General features: G+C 45.8%; 15 protein-coding genes. All 15 read left to right on the top strand.

The window, feature by feature from the left end; translation table 11 throughout:
• Positions 1–142: 142 nt before the first annotated feature.
• The 15 genes from AC0NJP_RS04280 (at position 143) to ftsX (ending at position 16,123) form a co-directional block, all read left to right on the top strand.
• Positions 143–913: a basic amino acid ABC transporter substrate-binding protein gene (locus AC0NJP_RS04280; protein ID WP_474038985.1), complete on the top strand. Its 771-nt coding sequence runs from the start codon at positions 143–145 to the stop codon at positions 911–913.
• 179 nt (positions 914–1,092) lie between these two features.
• Positions 1,093–1,758, top strand: a complete 666-nt coding sequence (locus tag AC0NJP_RS04275; protein WP_474038984.1) for an amino acid ABC transporter permease — start codon at positions 1,093–1,095, stop codon at positions 1,756–1,758.
• Complete coding sequence (locus AC0NJP_RS04270; RefSeq protein WP_474698887.1) at positions 1,745–2,464, top strand: amino acid ABC transporter ATP-binding protein; 720 nt, start codon at positions 1,745–1,747, stop codon at positions 2,462–2,464. Before AC0NJP_RS04275 ends, AC0NJP_RS04270 begins: the two co-directional genes overlap by 14 nt.
• A 166-nt stretch (positions 2,465–2,630) precedes the next feature.
• A complete protein-coding gene (hpf, locus tag AC0NJP_RS04265) occupies positions 2,631–3,161 on the top strand; it encodes a ribosome hibernation-promoting factor, HPF/YfiA family (protein ID WP_474038982.1) in 531 nt (176 codons plus the stop codon).
• Positions 3,162–3,392: 231 nt separating this feature from the next.
• Complete coding sequence (gene secA, locus AC0NJP_RS04260) at positions 3,393–5,912, top strand: preprotein translocase subunit SecA (protein ID WP_474698886.1); 2,520 nt, start codon at positions 3,393–3,395, stop codon at positions 5,910–5,912.
• Positions 5,913–5,917: 5 nt separating this feature from the next.
• Positions 5,918–7,025, top strand: a protein-coding gene (gene prfB, locus AC0NJP_RS04255) for a peptide chain release factor 2 (protein ID WP_474038980.1) whose coding sequence is annotated in 2 segments (ribosomal slippage) — positions 5,918–5,989 and positions 5,991–7,025 — 1,107 coding nt in all. Because the reading frame shifts where the segments join, the coding sequence is not laid out codon by codon here.
• 14 nt (positions 7,026–7,039) lie between these two features.
• Complete coding sequence (locus tag AC0NJP_RS04250; protein WP_474038978.1) at positions 7,040–7,750, top strand: LmeA family phospholipid-binding protein; 711 nt, start codon at positions 7,040–7,042, stop codon at positions 7,748–7,750.
• 59 nt (positions 7,751–7,809) lie between these two features.
• The gene (locus tag AC0NJP_RS04245) at positions 7,810–9,852 is read left to right on the top strand and encodes a DUF5693 family protein (protein WP_474038977.1); all 2,043 of its coding nucleotides are present in this window, start codon (positions 7,810–7,812) and stop codon (positions 9,850–9,852) included.
• On the top strand, positions 9,845–10,939 hold the full coding sequence (gene csaB, locus AC0NJP_RS04240; protein ID WP_474698885.1) for a polysaccharide pyruvyl transferase CsaB: 1,095 nt from the start codon (positions 9,845–9,847) through the stop codon (positions 10,937–10,939). Before AC0NJP_RS04245 ends, csaB begins: the two co-directional genes overlap by 8 nt.
• Positions 10,940–10,956: 17 nt before the next feature.
• Entirely contained in the window at positions 10,957–11,805 is an 849-nt protein-coding gene (locus tag AC0NJP_RS04235) for a YitT family protein (RefSeq protein ID WP_474698884.1), read from the top strand.
• Positions 11,806–11,824: 19 nt separating this feature from the next.
• Positions 11,825–12,661 (top strand): transketolase, encoded by an 837-nt coding sequence (locus AC0NJP_RS04230; protein WP_474698883.1) that lies wholly within the window; start codon positions 11,825–11,827, stop codon positions 12,659–12,661.
• Positions 12,662–12,672: 11 nt separating this feature from the next.
• Positions 12,673–13,611, top strand: a complete 939-nt coding sequence (locus AC0NJP_RS04225) for a transketolase family protein (protein ID WP_474698882.1) — start codon at positions 12,673–12,675, stop codon at positions 13,609–13,611.
• 76 nt (positions 13,612–13,687) lie between these two features.
• Positions 13,688–14,419, top strand: coding sequence for a zinc metalloprotease (locus AC0NJP_RS04220; RefSeq protein ID WP_474698881.1), 732 nt, complete (start codon positions 13,688–13,690; stop codon positions 14,417–14,419).
• A gap of 140 nt (positions 14,420–14,559) precedes the next feature.
• On the top strand, positions 14,560–15,246 hold the full coding sequence (gene ftsE / locus AC0NJP_RS04215; RefSeq protein WP_474038971.1) for a cell division ATP-binding protein FtsE: 687 nt from the start codon (positions 14,560–14,562) through the stop codon (positions 15,244–15,246).
• Complete coding sequence (ftsX, locus tag AC0NJP_RS04210; protein WP_474038970.1) at positions 15,236–16,123, top strand: permease-like cell division protein FtsX; 888 nt, start codon at positions 15,236–15,238, stop codon at positions 16,121–16,123. Before ftsE ends, ftsX begins: the two co-directional genes overlap by 11 nt.
• Positions 16,124–16,165: the final 42 nt, after the last annotated feature.

Genomic DNA, 16,165 nt, shown 5'->3' with positions numbered 1-16,165 from the left:
TAGTTTACGACTAATTTATTTAATAAATAAAGTAAAAAGGTAACGTTTTAATAAAAAAAAGTCTTGCTGAATTATTCATAGGAGGTGTATAATTACTAAAAATAAACAGCGAGATGATCTCGCTTGCCTGGAGGGACTTATCGTGACAAAGAAGATGCTTTCTCTATGTATGTTACTTGTGTTTGTATTGTCGTTAGGGTTAGTTGGCTGTGGTTCTCAACCGAAAGCGGCCGAGAAAAAAGTCATTAAGGTAGGCTCTGATACAGCTTACGCTCCCTTTGAATTCCAAGATGATAAAAGTAAAGAATATGTCGGGTTTGATATGGATTTAATCAAGGCCATTGGTAAGCAAATGAATGCTGATGTGCAGGTTCAAAGCATGAACTTTGACGGACTCATTCCGGCTCTGGAAGCAGGCAATATTGATTTGGCTGTTTCGGCCATGTCGATCACGGAAGAACGGGCTAAAAAGGTGGCTTTCTCAGCGCCTTACTATAAATCGGGCTTGTCCATTGTGGTAAAGAGTGACAACAATGCAATTAAAGGGTTTTCGGACTTAACTGGCAAGAAAATTGCCGTACAGATTGGTACGACTGGCGCGGATGAAGCGAAAAAAGTAAAAGATGCAACAATCCGTGAATTTAATACGGCGCCAGAAGCCTTTTTAGAACTTAAGGCCGGCGGTGTTGATGCGGTTATTAATGATATGCCTGTCAACAATTATTACATGAATCAAGAGACTGGCAAGGGTTCGAAACAAGTTGGCGATGCCTTAAGTTCTGAAGACTATGGCTTTGCTGCTTCTAAAAAGAATGCTCAGCTTATTACTGATATCAACAAAGCCTTGGAAGAATTAAAGAAAAACGGCGAATATGAAAAGATTTATGTAAAATGGTTCGGTAAAAAACCATAAGTTTTTGTGAAAGTAACGAAACACGAAAGGCGGCAGAGAGCGATCTTTGCTGCCTTTTGTCTGTTAAAAGAGCACTTTTTCATTGACAGTCTCTTTTTGTGTGCCTATAATCAAAAGGTGTATGATTATTCATTGTATCGTTTGGATGGGCTTATTTTTAGGCAAGGGGAGTAGTTTTTATGAACTTTGATTTTCAACTTATCGTCAACTCGTTCCCGTTATTATTACTGGGCGCTGGGGTTACTATTGAAATTACGACACTCAGCGTAGCTTTTGGTCTTTTAATCGGTATGTTTGTCGGCATTGCCAGATTATCAAAACAAAAACTTTTTTCTTATCCGGCGGCTGTTTATGTTGACTTTATTCGCGGCACGCCGCTGTTAGTCCAGATTTTTCTCATTTATTTTGCGCTGCCGATTATTGTCGGACAAAGAATCGATCCGTTTATTGCGGCGATTACGGCTTGCAGTATTAATAGCGGCGCTTATGTGGCGGAAATTTTTCGCGGTGGGATTCAATCGATTGACAAAGGGCAGATGGAAGCCGGTCGGTCTCTGGGCATGACCTGGGCGCAGACCATGCGATTTATTATTATGCCTCAGGCTTTTAAGCGAATTATTCCGCCGTTAGGTAATGAGTTCATTGCCATGCTCAAAGATTCATCGCTCGTATCGGTGATTGGTTTTGAGGAACTAACTCGGCGGGGGCAGCTCATTATTGCTAGAACCTACGGATCTTTTGAAATCTGGCTAGCTGTCGCTTTCATTTATTTAATGATGACACTGACAATTTCCCGGTTTATCGCTTATTTGGAGCGGAGGTATAAAATCGATGATCGACGTTAAAAATATCCATAAAAAGTTCGGACACTTGCATGTTTTAAAAGGAATAGATCTTACGGTAGCAGAAAAAGAAGTTCTCGTGATCATTGGACCGAGCGGATCGGGAAAAAGTACGCTACTACGCTGTCTAAATTATTTGGAAGAGCCAACAGAAGGGACGATCGTTGTTGACGACATTGCTCTTTCCGGTGAAGCGAATATTAATAAGGTAAGAGAAGAAGTCGGGATGGTTTTCCAACGCTTTAATTTATTTCCCCATATGACCGTGCTGGAAAATATTGTACTGGCGCCTATTCAGGTACGCAAGATAGCAAAAAGCGAGGCTGAAAAGATCGGGCGGGAACTCTTGGCAAAGGTTGGTTTAGCTGATAAAGAAAAGGCCTATCCAGATCAGCTTTCTGGCGGTCAGCAGCAGCGTGTGGCTATTGCGCGGGCTCTAGCTATGCGGCCGAAGATTATGCTGTTTGACGAGCCTACTTCGGCGCTTGATCCGGAAATGATCAATGAGGTACTTGATGTTATGAAAGCCTTGGCTCGTGAAGGAATGACCATGGTTGTAGTAACCCATGAGATGGGGTTTGCTCGCGAGGTGGGAGACCGTGTCGTCTTTATGGATGAAGGCCGGATTATTGAAGAAGGAACGCCTGAGGCTTTCTTCACTGGTGCTAAGGAAGAAAGGACGCGCGCCTTCCTGTCGAAAATTCTGTAAAAAATTGGTTAACATATTATTAGAGTCTTATTGTAAAACTTGTCTGAGCAGAGTCTTCTGTTAGACAAGTTTATTTTTTTGTTAATTTTCTGTTACAATAGCAAGAGGATTTTTGAAAGAAACGGTGAATTATATTAATTAGGAGACAGGAAAGGGGATGTATCATATGAAAATGAATGTTCGAGGTAAAAACATCGAAATTACACCTGCACTGCGAGAATATGTCGAAAAACGCGTCGGAAAGATCACTAAATATTTCGACGGTATTGGCGACATTTCCGCCATCCTCAAAGTGGAAAAAGGCCAGCACATTGTGGAAGTCACTGTTCCGGTAAACGGCATGTTGCTCCGCGGTGAAGAATCAACGAATGATATGTATACTTCAATTGATCTTGTCGTTGATAAAATCGAAAAACAAATTGAAAAATATAAAACGAAAATTTCTCGTAAAATGCGGGGAGGCTCCTTTAAGAGCGAGCTAGTTCCAGCGCCGGTACCGGAAGAAAAGAGCGAGGAATTTAAGCTTGTCAGAACGAAACGGTTTGCCGTAAAACCAATGACGACCGAAGAGGCCATTTTGCAGATGAATTTGATTCATCACGACTTTTACGTATTCCGCGATGCCGATTCCGAGGAAGTCAACGTGATTTATCGCCGCAAAGACGGCAATTACGGTTTAATCGAACCAGAATTCTAAAGCGACGAAACGATAAAAACAGAAGCTGCTTGTCAGCTTCTGTTTTTCTTTTTTTTCAGTACACTTTCTGAGTCGTTCGCTATATAATAAAGAGTGACGCCTTTTTGACTTTTTAAATTGGCTCTGTTAAAATCATATAATAGGCAAAGATATAGCCTGAAGTAGGAAAATACCTCTATTTACTTATATAGAGAGATCTTATTAGGACACGATTGTGGGGAGTTGATACTCTTGTTAAAATTTTTAAAAAAGCTGCTCGGCGATGACAATGAACGCGAAATTAAGCGCATGCAAAAGTATGTTGACGCTGTCAATGCCCTAGAGCCTAAAATGCAGGCTATGAGCGATACAACGTTGACAGGTAAGACTGTGGAATTTCAGCGTCGGATTAAAGAGGGTGAATCAGTCGATGACCTCTTGCCTGAGGCATTCGCTGTAGTTAGAGAAGCATCGCGCCGTGTTTTGGCCATGCGTCATTTTGACGTACAGATCTTAGGCGGCATTACCCTGCATGAAGGTAATATTGCCGAAATGCGTACAGGTGAAGGTAAAACCTTGGTTGCCACTTTACCTGTATATCTTAATGCGTTGACAGGCCGCGGCGTTCACGTCGTAACTGTTAATGATTACCTGGCCCGCCGCGACAGCGAGTGGATGGGAAAACTCTATCGTTTTTTAGGTCTGTCCGTGGGGCTTATTGTCCACGGCCTTGATTTTGATGAGCGCAAATTAGCTTATAGCGCTGACATTACTTATGGTACGAATAATGAATTTGGCTTTGACTATCTCCGTGATAATATGGTTGTGCAGCCAGAACAAATGGTGCAGCGGCCTTTGCATTACGCCATCGTCGACGAAGTCGATAGTATTTTAATTGATGAAGCGAGAACACCGCTGATTATTTCCGGCCCTGGCGAAAAGTCGACAGAGCTTTATTCCCGTTTGGCTAAAGTTGTGCCAAAGCTGGTTGCTACCGAAGATTATACGATTGATGAAAAGCTTCATACAGTAGCGCCTACGGAAAGCGGTATTGCCAAAGCAGAAAAACTCCTTGGCGTAACCAATCTTTATGAAGCGGAAAATATTGAACTGTCCCATCATTTTAATCAGGCGCTGCGGGCTCATGGCCTGATGAAACGCGATAAAGATTATGTAGTAAAAGACGGCGAAGTCGTCATTGTCGACGAATTTACGGGCCGTCTCATGTTTGGTCGCCGCTACTCCGATGGATTGCATCAAGCCATTGAAGCCAAAGAAGGCGTGAAGATTGAACGGGAAAGCCAAACCCTGGCGGCAATTACCTTCCAAAATTATTTTAGAATGTATGAAAAACTGGGCGGTATGACTGGTACGGCTAAAACAGAGGAAGCGGAATTCCGTAAAATCTACAATTTGGACGTTATCGTTATGCCGACGAATAAGCCGATTCTGCGTCAGGATATGCCTGATGTAATTTATAAGAACAAAAAAGCAAAATATAAAGCCGTTGTGGCTGACATTGTGGAAGTGCACCGGAAAGGTCAGCCGACGCTTGTTGGTACGACTTCCATTGTGCAGTCAGAGTTATTAAGCGATATGCTGAAAAAAGAGGGAATCCCTCATAATGTACTCAATGCTAAGTTCCATGAACAGGAAGCTCAGATTGTAGCTCAGGCCGGGCAGATGGGCGCTGTGACGATTGCGACGAATATGGCGGGTCGTGGTACTGATATTGTGCTTGGCGAAGGTGTGCCGGAAGTAGGCGGTCTTCATATTGTCGGTACAGAACGTCACGAAAGCCGCCGGATTGATAATCAGCTTCGCGGTCGTGCCGGTCGTCAAGGCGACCCTGGTTCTTCGCGCTTTTATCTGTCCTTAGAAGATGATTTGATGCGTCTCTTTGGTTCTGACAATATTGCCGGGATTATGGAGAAGCTCGGCATGGAGGAAGATGAGCCCATTGAGCATCCGCTCATTACGCGTTCCATTGAACAGGCCCAGAAGAAAGTCGAAGGCCGCAACTTTGATATTCGTAAGCAAGTCCTAGAATATGATGATGTCATGAATCAGCAGCGTGAAGTGATTTATAGCCAGCGCCGCAAGATTCTCATGGGCGATAATCTGCGGGAAAATATTTTCTTGATGATTGAGAAACTCATTGAGCAAGGCATGGATCTTTACGCCAATGAAAAAGTGTATGAAGAAGAATGGGATTTGGCCGGGCTAATTCATTTCAGCGAAGAAGCCTTTGCGGCGGAAGGCCGTTTGACCGTAGAAGCGCTCGCTGACATGAGTCGGATTGAAGTGCAGGAAGAACTGCTCAAAGCAGCTACGGAAGCCTATGATGCCAGAGAACAACTGTTTGGCGAAGACAATATGCGCCAACTGGAACGCGTCATTATGCTGAAAGTTGTTGACGATAAGTGGATGGAACATCTTGACGCCATGGAGATGCTGCGTCAAGGCATTGGACTGCGGGCTTACGGTCAGAAAAATCCTTTGGTAGAATATAAACTGGAAGCTTATGATATGTTCCAGCAGATGATTGAGCATATTCAAGATGATATTGTGAAATATATGTATCGCGTCAACATCGTAACAGAGCAGCCGCAGGCGTCAGATCGATTGCAACAGGCGCATGCTTCTCACGGTGAAGATACGGAAGCGCAAGCGCAGCCTAAGACGCCGATTGTGAATCATGATAAGACAGGACGCAATGAAGTGTGTCCCTGCGGCTCAGGTAAGAAATATAAAAATTGTTGCGGGAGATGAGTTTGTTGTTATTAGAAGATTTAAGGATTGAAATTGAACGGGCAGGGAAAAAATTAGAAGAAATCAGGGTTTCTCTTTGACGTCTCTGCGAAAGAGCTAGAGATTCAGCGACTGGAGCAGGAAATGATGGCCCCTGGTTTTTGGGATGATCCTGACAGTGCCCAGAAGGTATCACAGCAAGTAACGATTCTGAAAGATACCGTTGGCGAATATACAAAACTACAGGAGCAGCTTGCTGACACGGAAATTTTGTGGCAGCTTGGCACAGAGGAACAAGACGAAAGCGTCTACGCCGATGTGGAGCGGTCCCTGCAAGAAATCAACGCCCAAATGGAGCATCTTGAACTCACTCTTATGTTGAGCGGCGAATACGATAAAAATAATGCCATTGTTACACTTCATGCTGGCGCTGGCGGCACGGAAGCACAAGATTGGGCTTCCATGCTCCTTAGAATGTACGGCCGTTGGGCGGAAAAAAATGGTTTCCGCATTGAAACCATGGACTTTCTGGCTGGCGATGAGGCTGGTGTAAAGAGTGCTACGCTAATGATTCAAGGCGTGAATGCCTATGGCTACTTAAAAGCGGAGAAAGGCGTTCATCGTCTTGTGCGAATTTCTCCTTTCGATGCTTCGGCACGGCGCCATACGTCTTTTGCGGCCCTTGATGTAATGCCGGAAATTGATGATTCTGTGGAAATTGACATTAATCCCGTTGATTTGCGGGTTGATACGTACCGAGCCAGTGGCGCAGGTGGTCAGCATATCAATAAGACCGATTCGGCTGTCCGTATGACTCATATTCCTACGGGCGTTGTCGTGCAGTGCCAGAGCGAACGGTCGCAGATTCAAAATAGAGAACAGTGCATGCGGCTACTCAGGGCGCGTCTCTTTGAATTAGAGCAACAAAAGCAGCAGGAATTGAAAAATGAAATAGGCGGCGAATATCAGGCTATTGAATGGGGTAGCCAAATTCGTTCCTATGTGTTCCATCCTTATAATTTAGTCAAAGACCATCGGACTGGCGCCGAAACAGGCAATGTGCAGTCCGTTATGGACGGTGAAATTAACGCTTTCATTGAGGCCTACCTAAAAAAACAAGTTGCAAAAGAATAAAAGAAGGTGAGCCTATGGTCAAGAAGCTGTTGTTATTGCTGTTTTTCTTGCTTGTCATCTTCGGCGGTGCGGCTGAATTGCTGCTCCCGTCCTGGACGGCTGCTTATGGGGCGGAAAGCTTGAAAGAGCTGACAGGCAGTGAGCAGGTCACGTTGCAGACTGAAAAGCATCCCGCGATTTTGATGCTCTCAGGCCAATTTGACACGGTGAAGATTGATGCGAAGAATGCCAAGCTTGATAAACTGACGGTTTCTTCCATGCAGGCGGAACTGAAAGGATTACAGCTTGATATGAATTCTTTACTGCTGCAGCGGCGGTTTACCGTTCAATCAGTAGATACTGTAAATTTAAAAGCCGTTGTGACCGAAAAAGAACTGGCGCAGTTTCTTGACGCCAATGTCAAGGGAAGTAAAAATGCTACTGTTACGGTGAAGCCTGATAAGATTACCGTAAGCTCCCAACTGTCGTTAGGTGGTTTGATGGCCTTGTCCATTACGTTGGAAGGAAAGATTGCCGCCGACGGTCAGAAAATTAAGTTTGTGACGGAGCGTTTTTTACTGAATCATTCGCCAGTAGGGAATTTGGGCGGTTCTATTTTGACAGAAATTCCTTTGGCTGATACGAAAAAGCTTCCGTTTGGTACAACGATTCAAAACATCGTAAATGAAGACGGACAAATTGTCATCTATGCCGGGAATCAGAGTCCTGCCAGCGGCAAACAATAAGATTAGAATTTTGCAAGCAAAGCTGCTTTGCGTAGCTGCAGATTAAAGGTGGAGAGATTGTGGCCAATCGATATAATAAAGTGTTTATTGCCCTGGTGCTTGTGGGCCTAATGGCAGCTTTGGCAGTTTTAGGGCAGCGTTTTCAATTAGAGCAAAATAACCGGACAGTCGAACTTGTCCTAGATTATGAAGATGCTGTAGAGCTGGCCCATATGGAGGGAATCTCCTTGCCAGAGTTGCTGGCTGCATATAAACAGGCGGGAATTACTTCCATGGCTGTTTATGAAACGACGCTGGAAAAACTCAATAAGAGCGGTAAAGTTACATCTTTTTCCGGTACGTCTATTCTCCATCAGTATCGGGAAGGTTCTTTGACGGATCCCTTTTGGCGGGATTTAGTCGCCTCAGGACGGCTTCAACCGGAAGCTGCCTATGTAGTTGGCAATCAGGATCAGACCTTTACAGAGGTAAAAGAAGATTTAATTCGTCGCTTAAGTCCGGAACGAGTTACGGAGATTCGCGGCGGCGACCATCCGGTTCTAGCTGTTTTAGCTGACTATGAAAAAGTGTATAAGTGGAATCTCGGTTTACCCACAGACGAAATGAAGGCTGTCAATGACGCTGGTTTTGCCGTAGTAGCGCGACCGACGAATTATACAAAAGTGGATGAAAGTGACATCGATGCTGTGTTTGCCCGTCTTGACAGTGCGAAAAACTTGTCAGGCATTATGTTTGTCGGTGATGAAGTAACAGGCTATCCGGGGCTGTTGCCGCAGGTTGCTGACAAGATGAAGGCGCGCCATCTTACGTTACAGATGATTGAGCATCCTTTGCAGCTGCAGTTTTTAAAACAAGACGGCTTGCTGCCGCTGGCCGCGATGAATGACTATAAGTCGGCTCGCGTCTATGTGATTCCCAAAGATGAACAACCGAAGCTGAAACTCGATGAAGCGGTACATCGGTGGGTACTGACCGATGAAGAACGGAATATCCGTGTTAACTTAATGCGAAAATATGATAAACCCGCTCAGGGAATGACGCTCTTAGAGACAAATATAAGCTATGTTACCGAGACGGCGCAGGCTTTAATGGATAAGGGATATCAGATTGGCCAGGCGGGACTGTTTCCTGTCTACTATCCGCCTGTACCGCTGTTAGCGCTTATGATTCTCGGTGTCTGGGCGGCTGTTTGCCTGCTTGTTTCAGCCATTCGACCTGTTCCGGTAAAATACTTATATGGTCTATTGCTGTTGCCGACAGTCTTAATGCTTTTGCCACTCTTAAAAGGCGGCGGTACGCTTGTGCGCCAGACGGCGGCAACGCTCAGCGCCATTACGTTACCGGTGCTGGCTATGACCTATCAGCTTGATAAATGGCGGGCTGAAGGACCGAAAGATCTTACGCTGCCAGCAATTTTAGGACGAGGCCTCTTCAATTTGACCATTGCTTTCTCGATTGCTATGGTAGGCGGCTTATATGTAGCAGCTTTACTTGGTGATGTGCGCTTTTTCTTGGAAATGGAAATTTATCGCGGTGTAAAAGCAACTTTTGTGATGCCGCTTCTCTTAATTTTTGTAATTTATTTAACCAGGTTTAATCTGTTTGATCAGGAGAAAGTAAAACAGATTGGCCCTCAATTGAAGCGCTTACTCAGTATGACAATTGATATGAAAATGATGTTGGCTTTAGGCGTCTTTGCTATAGCTGTCTGGGTTTATGTTGGTCGTTCCGGTCATACGGCTGGTGTGCCTGTACCGGCGATTGAGCTGAAACTTAGAGCCTTTTTGGAAAATGCAATGTACGCTCGGCCGCGGGAAAAAGAATTTATGATTGGTCATCCTGCCTTTTTACTGGCGGCGCTGGCTTTTTATCGCCGTTGGCCGCGGGCGCTTCATTTCGCTCTAGTAGTTGTCGCGACCATTGCGTTGGGATCGCTTGTCGAAACCTTTGCCCATGTACGTACGCCTGTTTTGATGTCCTTTATTCGCGGGATTGACGGCGTGGTGTTAGGAGCTTTGTTTGGAATCATAGCTGTCTTTGGCGTGGAACTGCTGCGGTGGTTAAGTGAGTGGGCCGGAAGGAGATCCACATCGAATGAGTAGTATAGTGATTTCCGGTTATTATGGCTTCGCCAATGCTGGCGATGAAGCCATGCTAGCTGCGATGATCGAAGCATTTACTGATTTAGAACCCGATGTTATGATTACGGTCATTTCCGGGAATCCTGAAGATACGCGCCGTCGTCATGGCGTAGCTGCCGTGTATCGCCTGAATTATCCTAAGATCATGGCAGCGATTGCTGGTAGCGATCTGGTAATTAGCGGCGGCGGCAGTCTCTTGCAGGATGTGACGAGTGATCGGAGTCTTTACTATTATTTAAGTATTGTCTTTTTGGCAAAACAACTTGGTAAGCCTGTTATGCTCTATGCTCAAGGGATCGGTCCGGTGCAGAAACCTTTAGCTCGGGCCGTTATGCGTCGCATTGGCAATCAGGTTGACTTGATTACGGTACGTGATGAGGGCTCGCGGGAAGAACTGGTGGAGCTTGGAATTAATAAGCCGCCAGTTTATGTTACGGCTGATCCGGTTCTTGCCATGCATCCTGTCGACAAGCAGATTGGACGGACGATTTTGCGTCGCTATGGTGTGACTGGCGTACGGCCAGTAGTGGGAATTAGCATTCGCGAATGGAAGGAATGGCCTCATTATAAAACCGTATTAGCCCAAATCGCTGATTATGTAGCGTCTGCCTATGAGGCTCGCGTAGTTTTTCTGCCTATGCAGTGGCCTGACGATTTCCAAACGGCGGAAAAAGTCATGAAACAGATGAAAGAGCCTGCTGTTTTGCTAAAAGAAGAGTTTACTACGACAGAGATGCTGTCGCTCGTAGGAAATATGGATTTACTCATTGGTATCCGTCTTCATGCGCTTATTTTTGCGGCGGTTATGCAGGTGCCCTTAATTGGTATTTCCTATGACCCGAAAATTGATCGGTTTTTGGCGAGCTTATCAGCCCATCACGGCGGATCGCTGATGACAGTTACGGCCGCAGCAGTGCAGAAAAAAATTGATGATTTGTGGCCGCAGATTGAACAAGACGCCTTTGTGCAGTCCAAGAAAATCAGCGAACTGCGCGACTTGGCTTTTTCCAATGTAGAGAAAGCATTTTCCCTGATTCAACGCAAATGACATGAGGGGGCGGCACAGTGAAACGATGGCTGCGTGATGCTGTTGGGATTGCTATCGGCGCGATTTTGAGCGCTATTGCACTAAATATGTTTTTGATTCCCAATAAAATTGCCGCTGGCGGTATTACGGGCCTGGCGACGATTTTCCACTATCTTTTCAACTGGCCGGTCGGACTTACCAGTCTGGCCATGAATGTGCCGCTGTTTCTGCTTGGTGTTAAGCTATTCGGGAAACGCTATGGACTCAATACGCTCTATGGGGCGATTGTGTTATCACTAGCTATTGACGGCTTGGAACCTTTCATTCCTGTACTCACCCATGATTCTCTATTGGCTTGCTTGTATGGCGGCGTCATTGACGGAATTGGTCTGGCCCTTGTTTTTAAATTTAATGGGACAACAGCAGGCACTGATTTAGGCGCGGCCATTCTCAGCCGAATCATTGGCATTAGTGTAGGGCAGGCTTTGCTTTCTATTGATTTTTTTGTAATCGCTTTCGCAGGTTTTGCTTTTGCTAAAGCTGAATTAGCGCTTTATGCACTCATTACGCTCGTCGTAGCTACGCAGCTTATCGACCTGATTCAGGAGGGGCGCAGCTCCGCCCGAGCTTTTTTGATTATGACGGATCATTCCAGTGAGATTGGCGCTGCTATTATGGCTGAGCTTGGTCGCGGCGTCACTTATTTAAGTGGTCGCGGGGCTTTTACCGGTCAGGAGCGCGATGTAGTGCTGTGTGTAGTAAGTATTAACGAAGTTTCCCCGGTTAAGGAAATTTTGCATAAAATTGATCCAGCCGCGTTTGTGATTGTGACAGACGCCCATGATGTGATGGGCGAGGGGTTTGGCTCAATTAAAGATAATACATGATGGTTTAGGAGGCTTATATATGGCAGAAACATTGACTCAGGCGGAACAGGCAGCATTACAAGCTAAGGCTGTAGCCATCCGCAAGCATATTATCGCCATGGTAACAGAGGCGAAATCGGGTCATCCCGGCGGTTCTTTGTCGGCCGCTGATATTGTAACAATGCTTTATTTTAAACATTTGCAGGTAGATCCCAAGCAGCCAAAAGATCCCAATCGTGACCGCTTTGTCTTAAGTAAAGGTCACGCGGCGCCAGTTCTCTATGCTGCTTTAGCGGAAAAAGGCTATTTTCCGGTAGAGGAGCTTATGAGTTTAAGAAAAGTTAACAGTCGCCTGCAGGGCCATCCAGAAATGAAATACATTCCTGGCGTGGACATGTCGACAGGTTCTTTGGGACAAGGGCTTAGCGCAGCTAATGGCATGGCTTTGGCTGGCCGTATTGACCAGAAAGAGTATCGCGTCTATGCGCTCATGGGCGACGGCGAACTCGAAGAAGGACAGATTTGGGAAGCAGCTATGTTTGCCGGTCACTATCAGCTTGATAATCTTACAGCCTTTGTTGACTTTAACGGTTTGCAAATCGACGGACCTATTGAAGAAGTCATGTCGCCTTTGCCGATTGCCGAAAAATGGCGGGCCTTTAACTGGAATGTGCTTGAAATTGATGGCCATGATCTTAATGCCATTCATGATGCACTGGAAGCGACTAAAGCCTATAAAGGCAAACCAACGCTGATTGTAGCTCATACGGTTAAGGGAAAAGGCGTCTGTGAAATGGAAAATAAAGCAGACTGGCATGGAAAAGCGCCGACAAGCGAAGAGTGTGCAAAATTCTTGGCGCAATTTGAAGAGGAGTGAGGGAAAAGCTCATGGGAAAACTTGTTGCCACACGAGAGGCTTACGGTCAGGCTTTAAAAGAGCTGGGCGGTCAAAATAAAGATATTATTGTGCTTGACGCTGATTTGTCAAAATCAACGAAAACAGCAGATTTCAAAAAAGTCTATCCAGAACGGTTTTTTAATGTAGGCATTGCCGAACAAAATATGATGGGAACAGCGGCTGGTTTGGCGGCGGCGGGAAAAGTTCCCTTTGTGTCTACTTTCGCTATGTTTGCGGCGGGACGGGCTTACGAACAGATTCGCAATTCGATCTGTTACCCGAAGCTCAATGTAAAAATTGCGGCCACTCATGCTGGACTCACTGTTGGCGAAGACGGCGCATCCCATCAGTCGATTGAAGATATTTCGTTGATGCGGACGATTCCCAATATGACAGTAATTGTTCCTTGCGATGCAGCAGAAACCCGAGCTGCTGTAGCTTATGCCGCAGCCTATGAAGGTCCTGTTTATTTGCGTCTCGGCCGGATGGGAACGCCTGATATCTTTGGCGAAGACTATGTCTTTGAACCAGGCAAGGCGGTGCAGCTTGCTGACGGCAAAGATGTGACACTGATCGCCACAGGGATGCTCGTAGCCACCGCGCAGGAAGCGGCTAAGCTGCTTAACGAACAAGGCTATACGGCTAGAGTTCTCAATATCCATACGATTAAGCCGCTCGATCAGACGGCGGTCATTGCGGCAGCTCAGGCTACGGGCGCAATTGTAACTTGTGAAGAACACAGTATTTATGGCGGACTGGGCAGCGCTGTGGCGGAAGTCCTAGTGGAAGCTGCACCTGTACCGATGCAACGCGTTGGTGTTCAAGATACTTTTGGCGAATCCGGTACGGCCGGCGACTTGTTGCAGAAATATCATTTAACAGCAGCCGACATTGTTGCGGCGGCTCTCAGGGTTATTGCCCGGAAATAAAAGCATAAGAAGGACTCATTCTGCATAAAGTGGAATGAGCCCTTTTTGATTTTAGCGATACAAGGGAGGCGTAGCCATGATGACTCGGGTAGTCCGTTTGGGAGGACGCCTGGCCCAGCGGTTGGCCATTGCACTTATGGGTCTTGGCGCTATGGCATCGCTAGGGCCGATTCTGACGACAGCCGCCTCGATCGCGCTCTCTCTGGGGCTTTATGCCGCTGCGTTCGGCTGGCATTTTGCGGTTGGCTTTATTGTGTTGCTATTGATTCACGAACTGGGTCATCTTCTAGCTTCGGCTGCCGTGGGTATTGAAACAGGGGGATTATGGTTCGTGCCCTTTGTGGGCGCTGTGATTCAACTGAAGCAAGGCCCGAGTAATGCGAAAATGGCAGCCAATATTGCCATAGGTGGTCCGGCAGCCGGAACGCTTTCCGCCTTGTTATTTCTGACAGCCTATTTTTGGTCTGACAGTCTCTTCTGGCTGGTGCTTTCCTATACAGCCTGTCTACTCAATTTGTTGAATCTTATTCCCTGTGCTCCCCTGGATGGCGGCAAAATTGCCGAAGCGATTACGCCGCGGCTGTGGTGGATTGGTAGTCTGGTGCTCGGCTGTTTTTGTTTTTTTACAGCAAACTTGCTGGTTTTACTTGTTTTTGTCGGCTCCTTACGGCAGCTCTGGCGGCAAAATAGTGAAGGCGCTTATTATCGGATTGCTTTCTATCAGCGCATGACCGTAGGCTGTTGGTATTTTGGTTTGTTATTTTTGCTCGGATTTTTGACTTGGTATGTATGGGGCTTGTTAAAATAAGGATTTTACTAGGCGATTTTTTTGAAAGAAGAAGGTTTTTTATGACTCCTGTCGAATACAGGTCCTTACATATGGTTCAATTTAAGTACAGTTTGATTATTGTTCTGATTTTGTTCTGAAGTTAAAGGAGTGCTTTTGGTTTGATTAGCATGACAGGGGTATCGAAAGTCTATAGCAACGGCTCTGTCGCCTTGTCTGACATTACAGTGAAGATTGCAGCAGGCGATTTTGTTTTTCTTGTTGGCCCGAGTGGCGCTGGTAAATCAACTTTTGTAAAATTATTGTTTCGCGAAGAGTTGCCAAGTTCCGGTCAGATTTTTGTCAATGGATATGATGTAACGAAAATGGCAGTAAAGGATGTTCCCTATTTACGGCGAAGTCTTGGCACTGTTTTTCAAGATTTTCGCTTACTTCCTAATAAAACAGTCTATGAAAATGTGGCTTTTGCCATGCTGGTTATTGAGGCGCCGCACCGGGAAATTCAAAAGCGCGTTCATTTTGTGCTTGACCGTGTGGGACTGAGGCATCGCGCTAGACATTATCCGTCGGAATTATCAGGGGGCGAGCAGCAGCGTGTAGCGATTGCCCGAGCTTTGGTGAATAAGCCTGCGGTGATTATTGCCGACGAACCGACAGGAAATCTTGATCCGGAAACATCTTGGGAAATTATGCAGATCTTTGAAAAAATCAATCGGGAAGGCACGACGATTATTATGGCGACGCATGACCGCTACGTCGTTGACGCTTTAAAGCGGCGAGTCATCGCTATGGAGCAGGGCCGTATTGTCCGTGATGAATTGAAAGGGGTATACGGCTATGAAGATTAGAACGGCGGAATATTTTGTTGCCGAATCTTTCAAATCCCTGCGCCATAACGGCCTAATGAGTATTGCCTCCATTAGTACGGTGGCTTTGTCCCTGCTGATTCTGGGGATTTTTTTAATGATGGTGCTTAACTTAAATCACATGGCATCAATTTTAGAGTCGCAGGTGGAAATTTCCGTTTACTTAAAAGACAATCTCAGTGATAAAGATATGCGCGAAGTCGGTACAAAACTTACGAAGGTGTCTGGCGTAACGGAAGTTTTATTTGTCAGCAAGGAAGATGCGCTCGTGAAATTCAAGCAGCGCCTTGGCGAGCAGCAAGGACTCTTAACCGCTCTTGGCGATAGCAATCCGCTGCCAAATGCTTTTGAAGTCAAGGTAGACAGGCCAGAGCAGGTGAAAACTGTAGCTCAGGCGGCTGGCGAAATTCAGGGCGTAGAAAATGCTCGCTTCGGCCAAGAGGTGATTGAACATCTCTTCCAGCTTACCAAGATGATTCGGATTGTTGGGCTTATTTTAATCGTCTTTCTTGGTTTTGCCGCCTTATTTATTATTGCCAATACGATTCGTATTACCGTGTTTGCACGGCGTAAGGAAATTGGCATTATGAAGTATGTCGGAGCGACAGACTGGTTTATCCGCTGGCCCTTTATTTTAGAAGGTATGATTCTTGGCTTCGGCGGCGCTCTGATTGCTGTTCTGCTATTAGGACAGTCTTACGGGTTTCTTACTGAAAAGGTCTACCAAACAATGGCCTTTTTCCCCTTAATTCCACGATATCCTTTTGTAACGGAAATCAGCATTTTTTTGCTCATCGTCGGTACGGTTATTGGCGCAGTGGGCAGTACGATTTCCTTGAAGAAATTTTTACGAGTATAAGACCAGGGATAAGCGATTATGCATCAGCGGGTTTTGGAGGGA

This window comes from Pelorhabdus sp. sgz311002, from assembly GCF_056134285.1.
The sequence above is the reverse complement of the archived record's forward strand: the minus strand, read 5'-3'. Positions and strand labels throughout refer to the sequence as shown.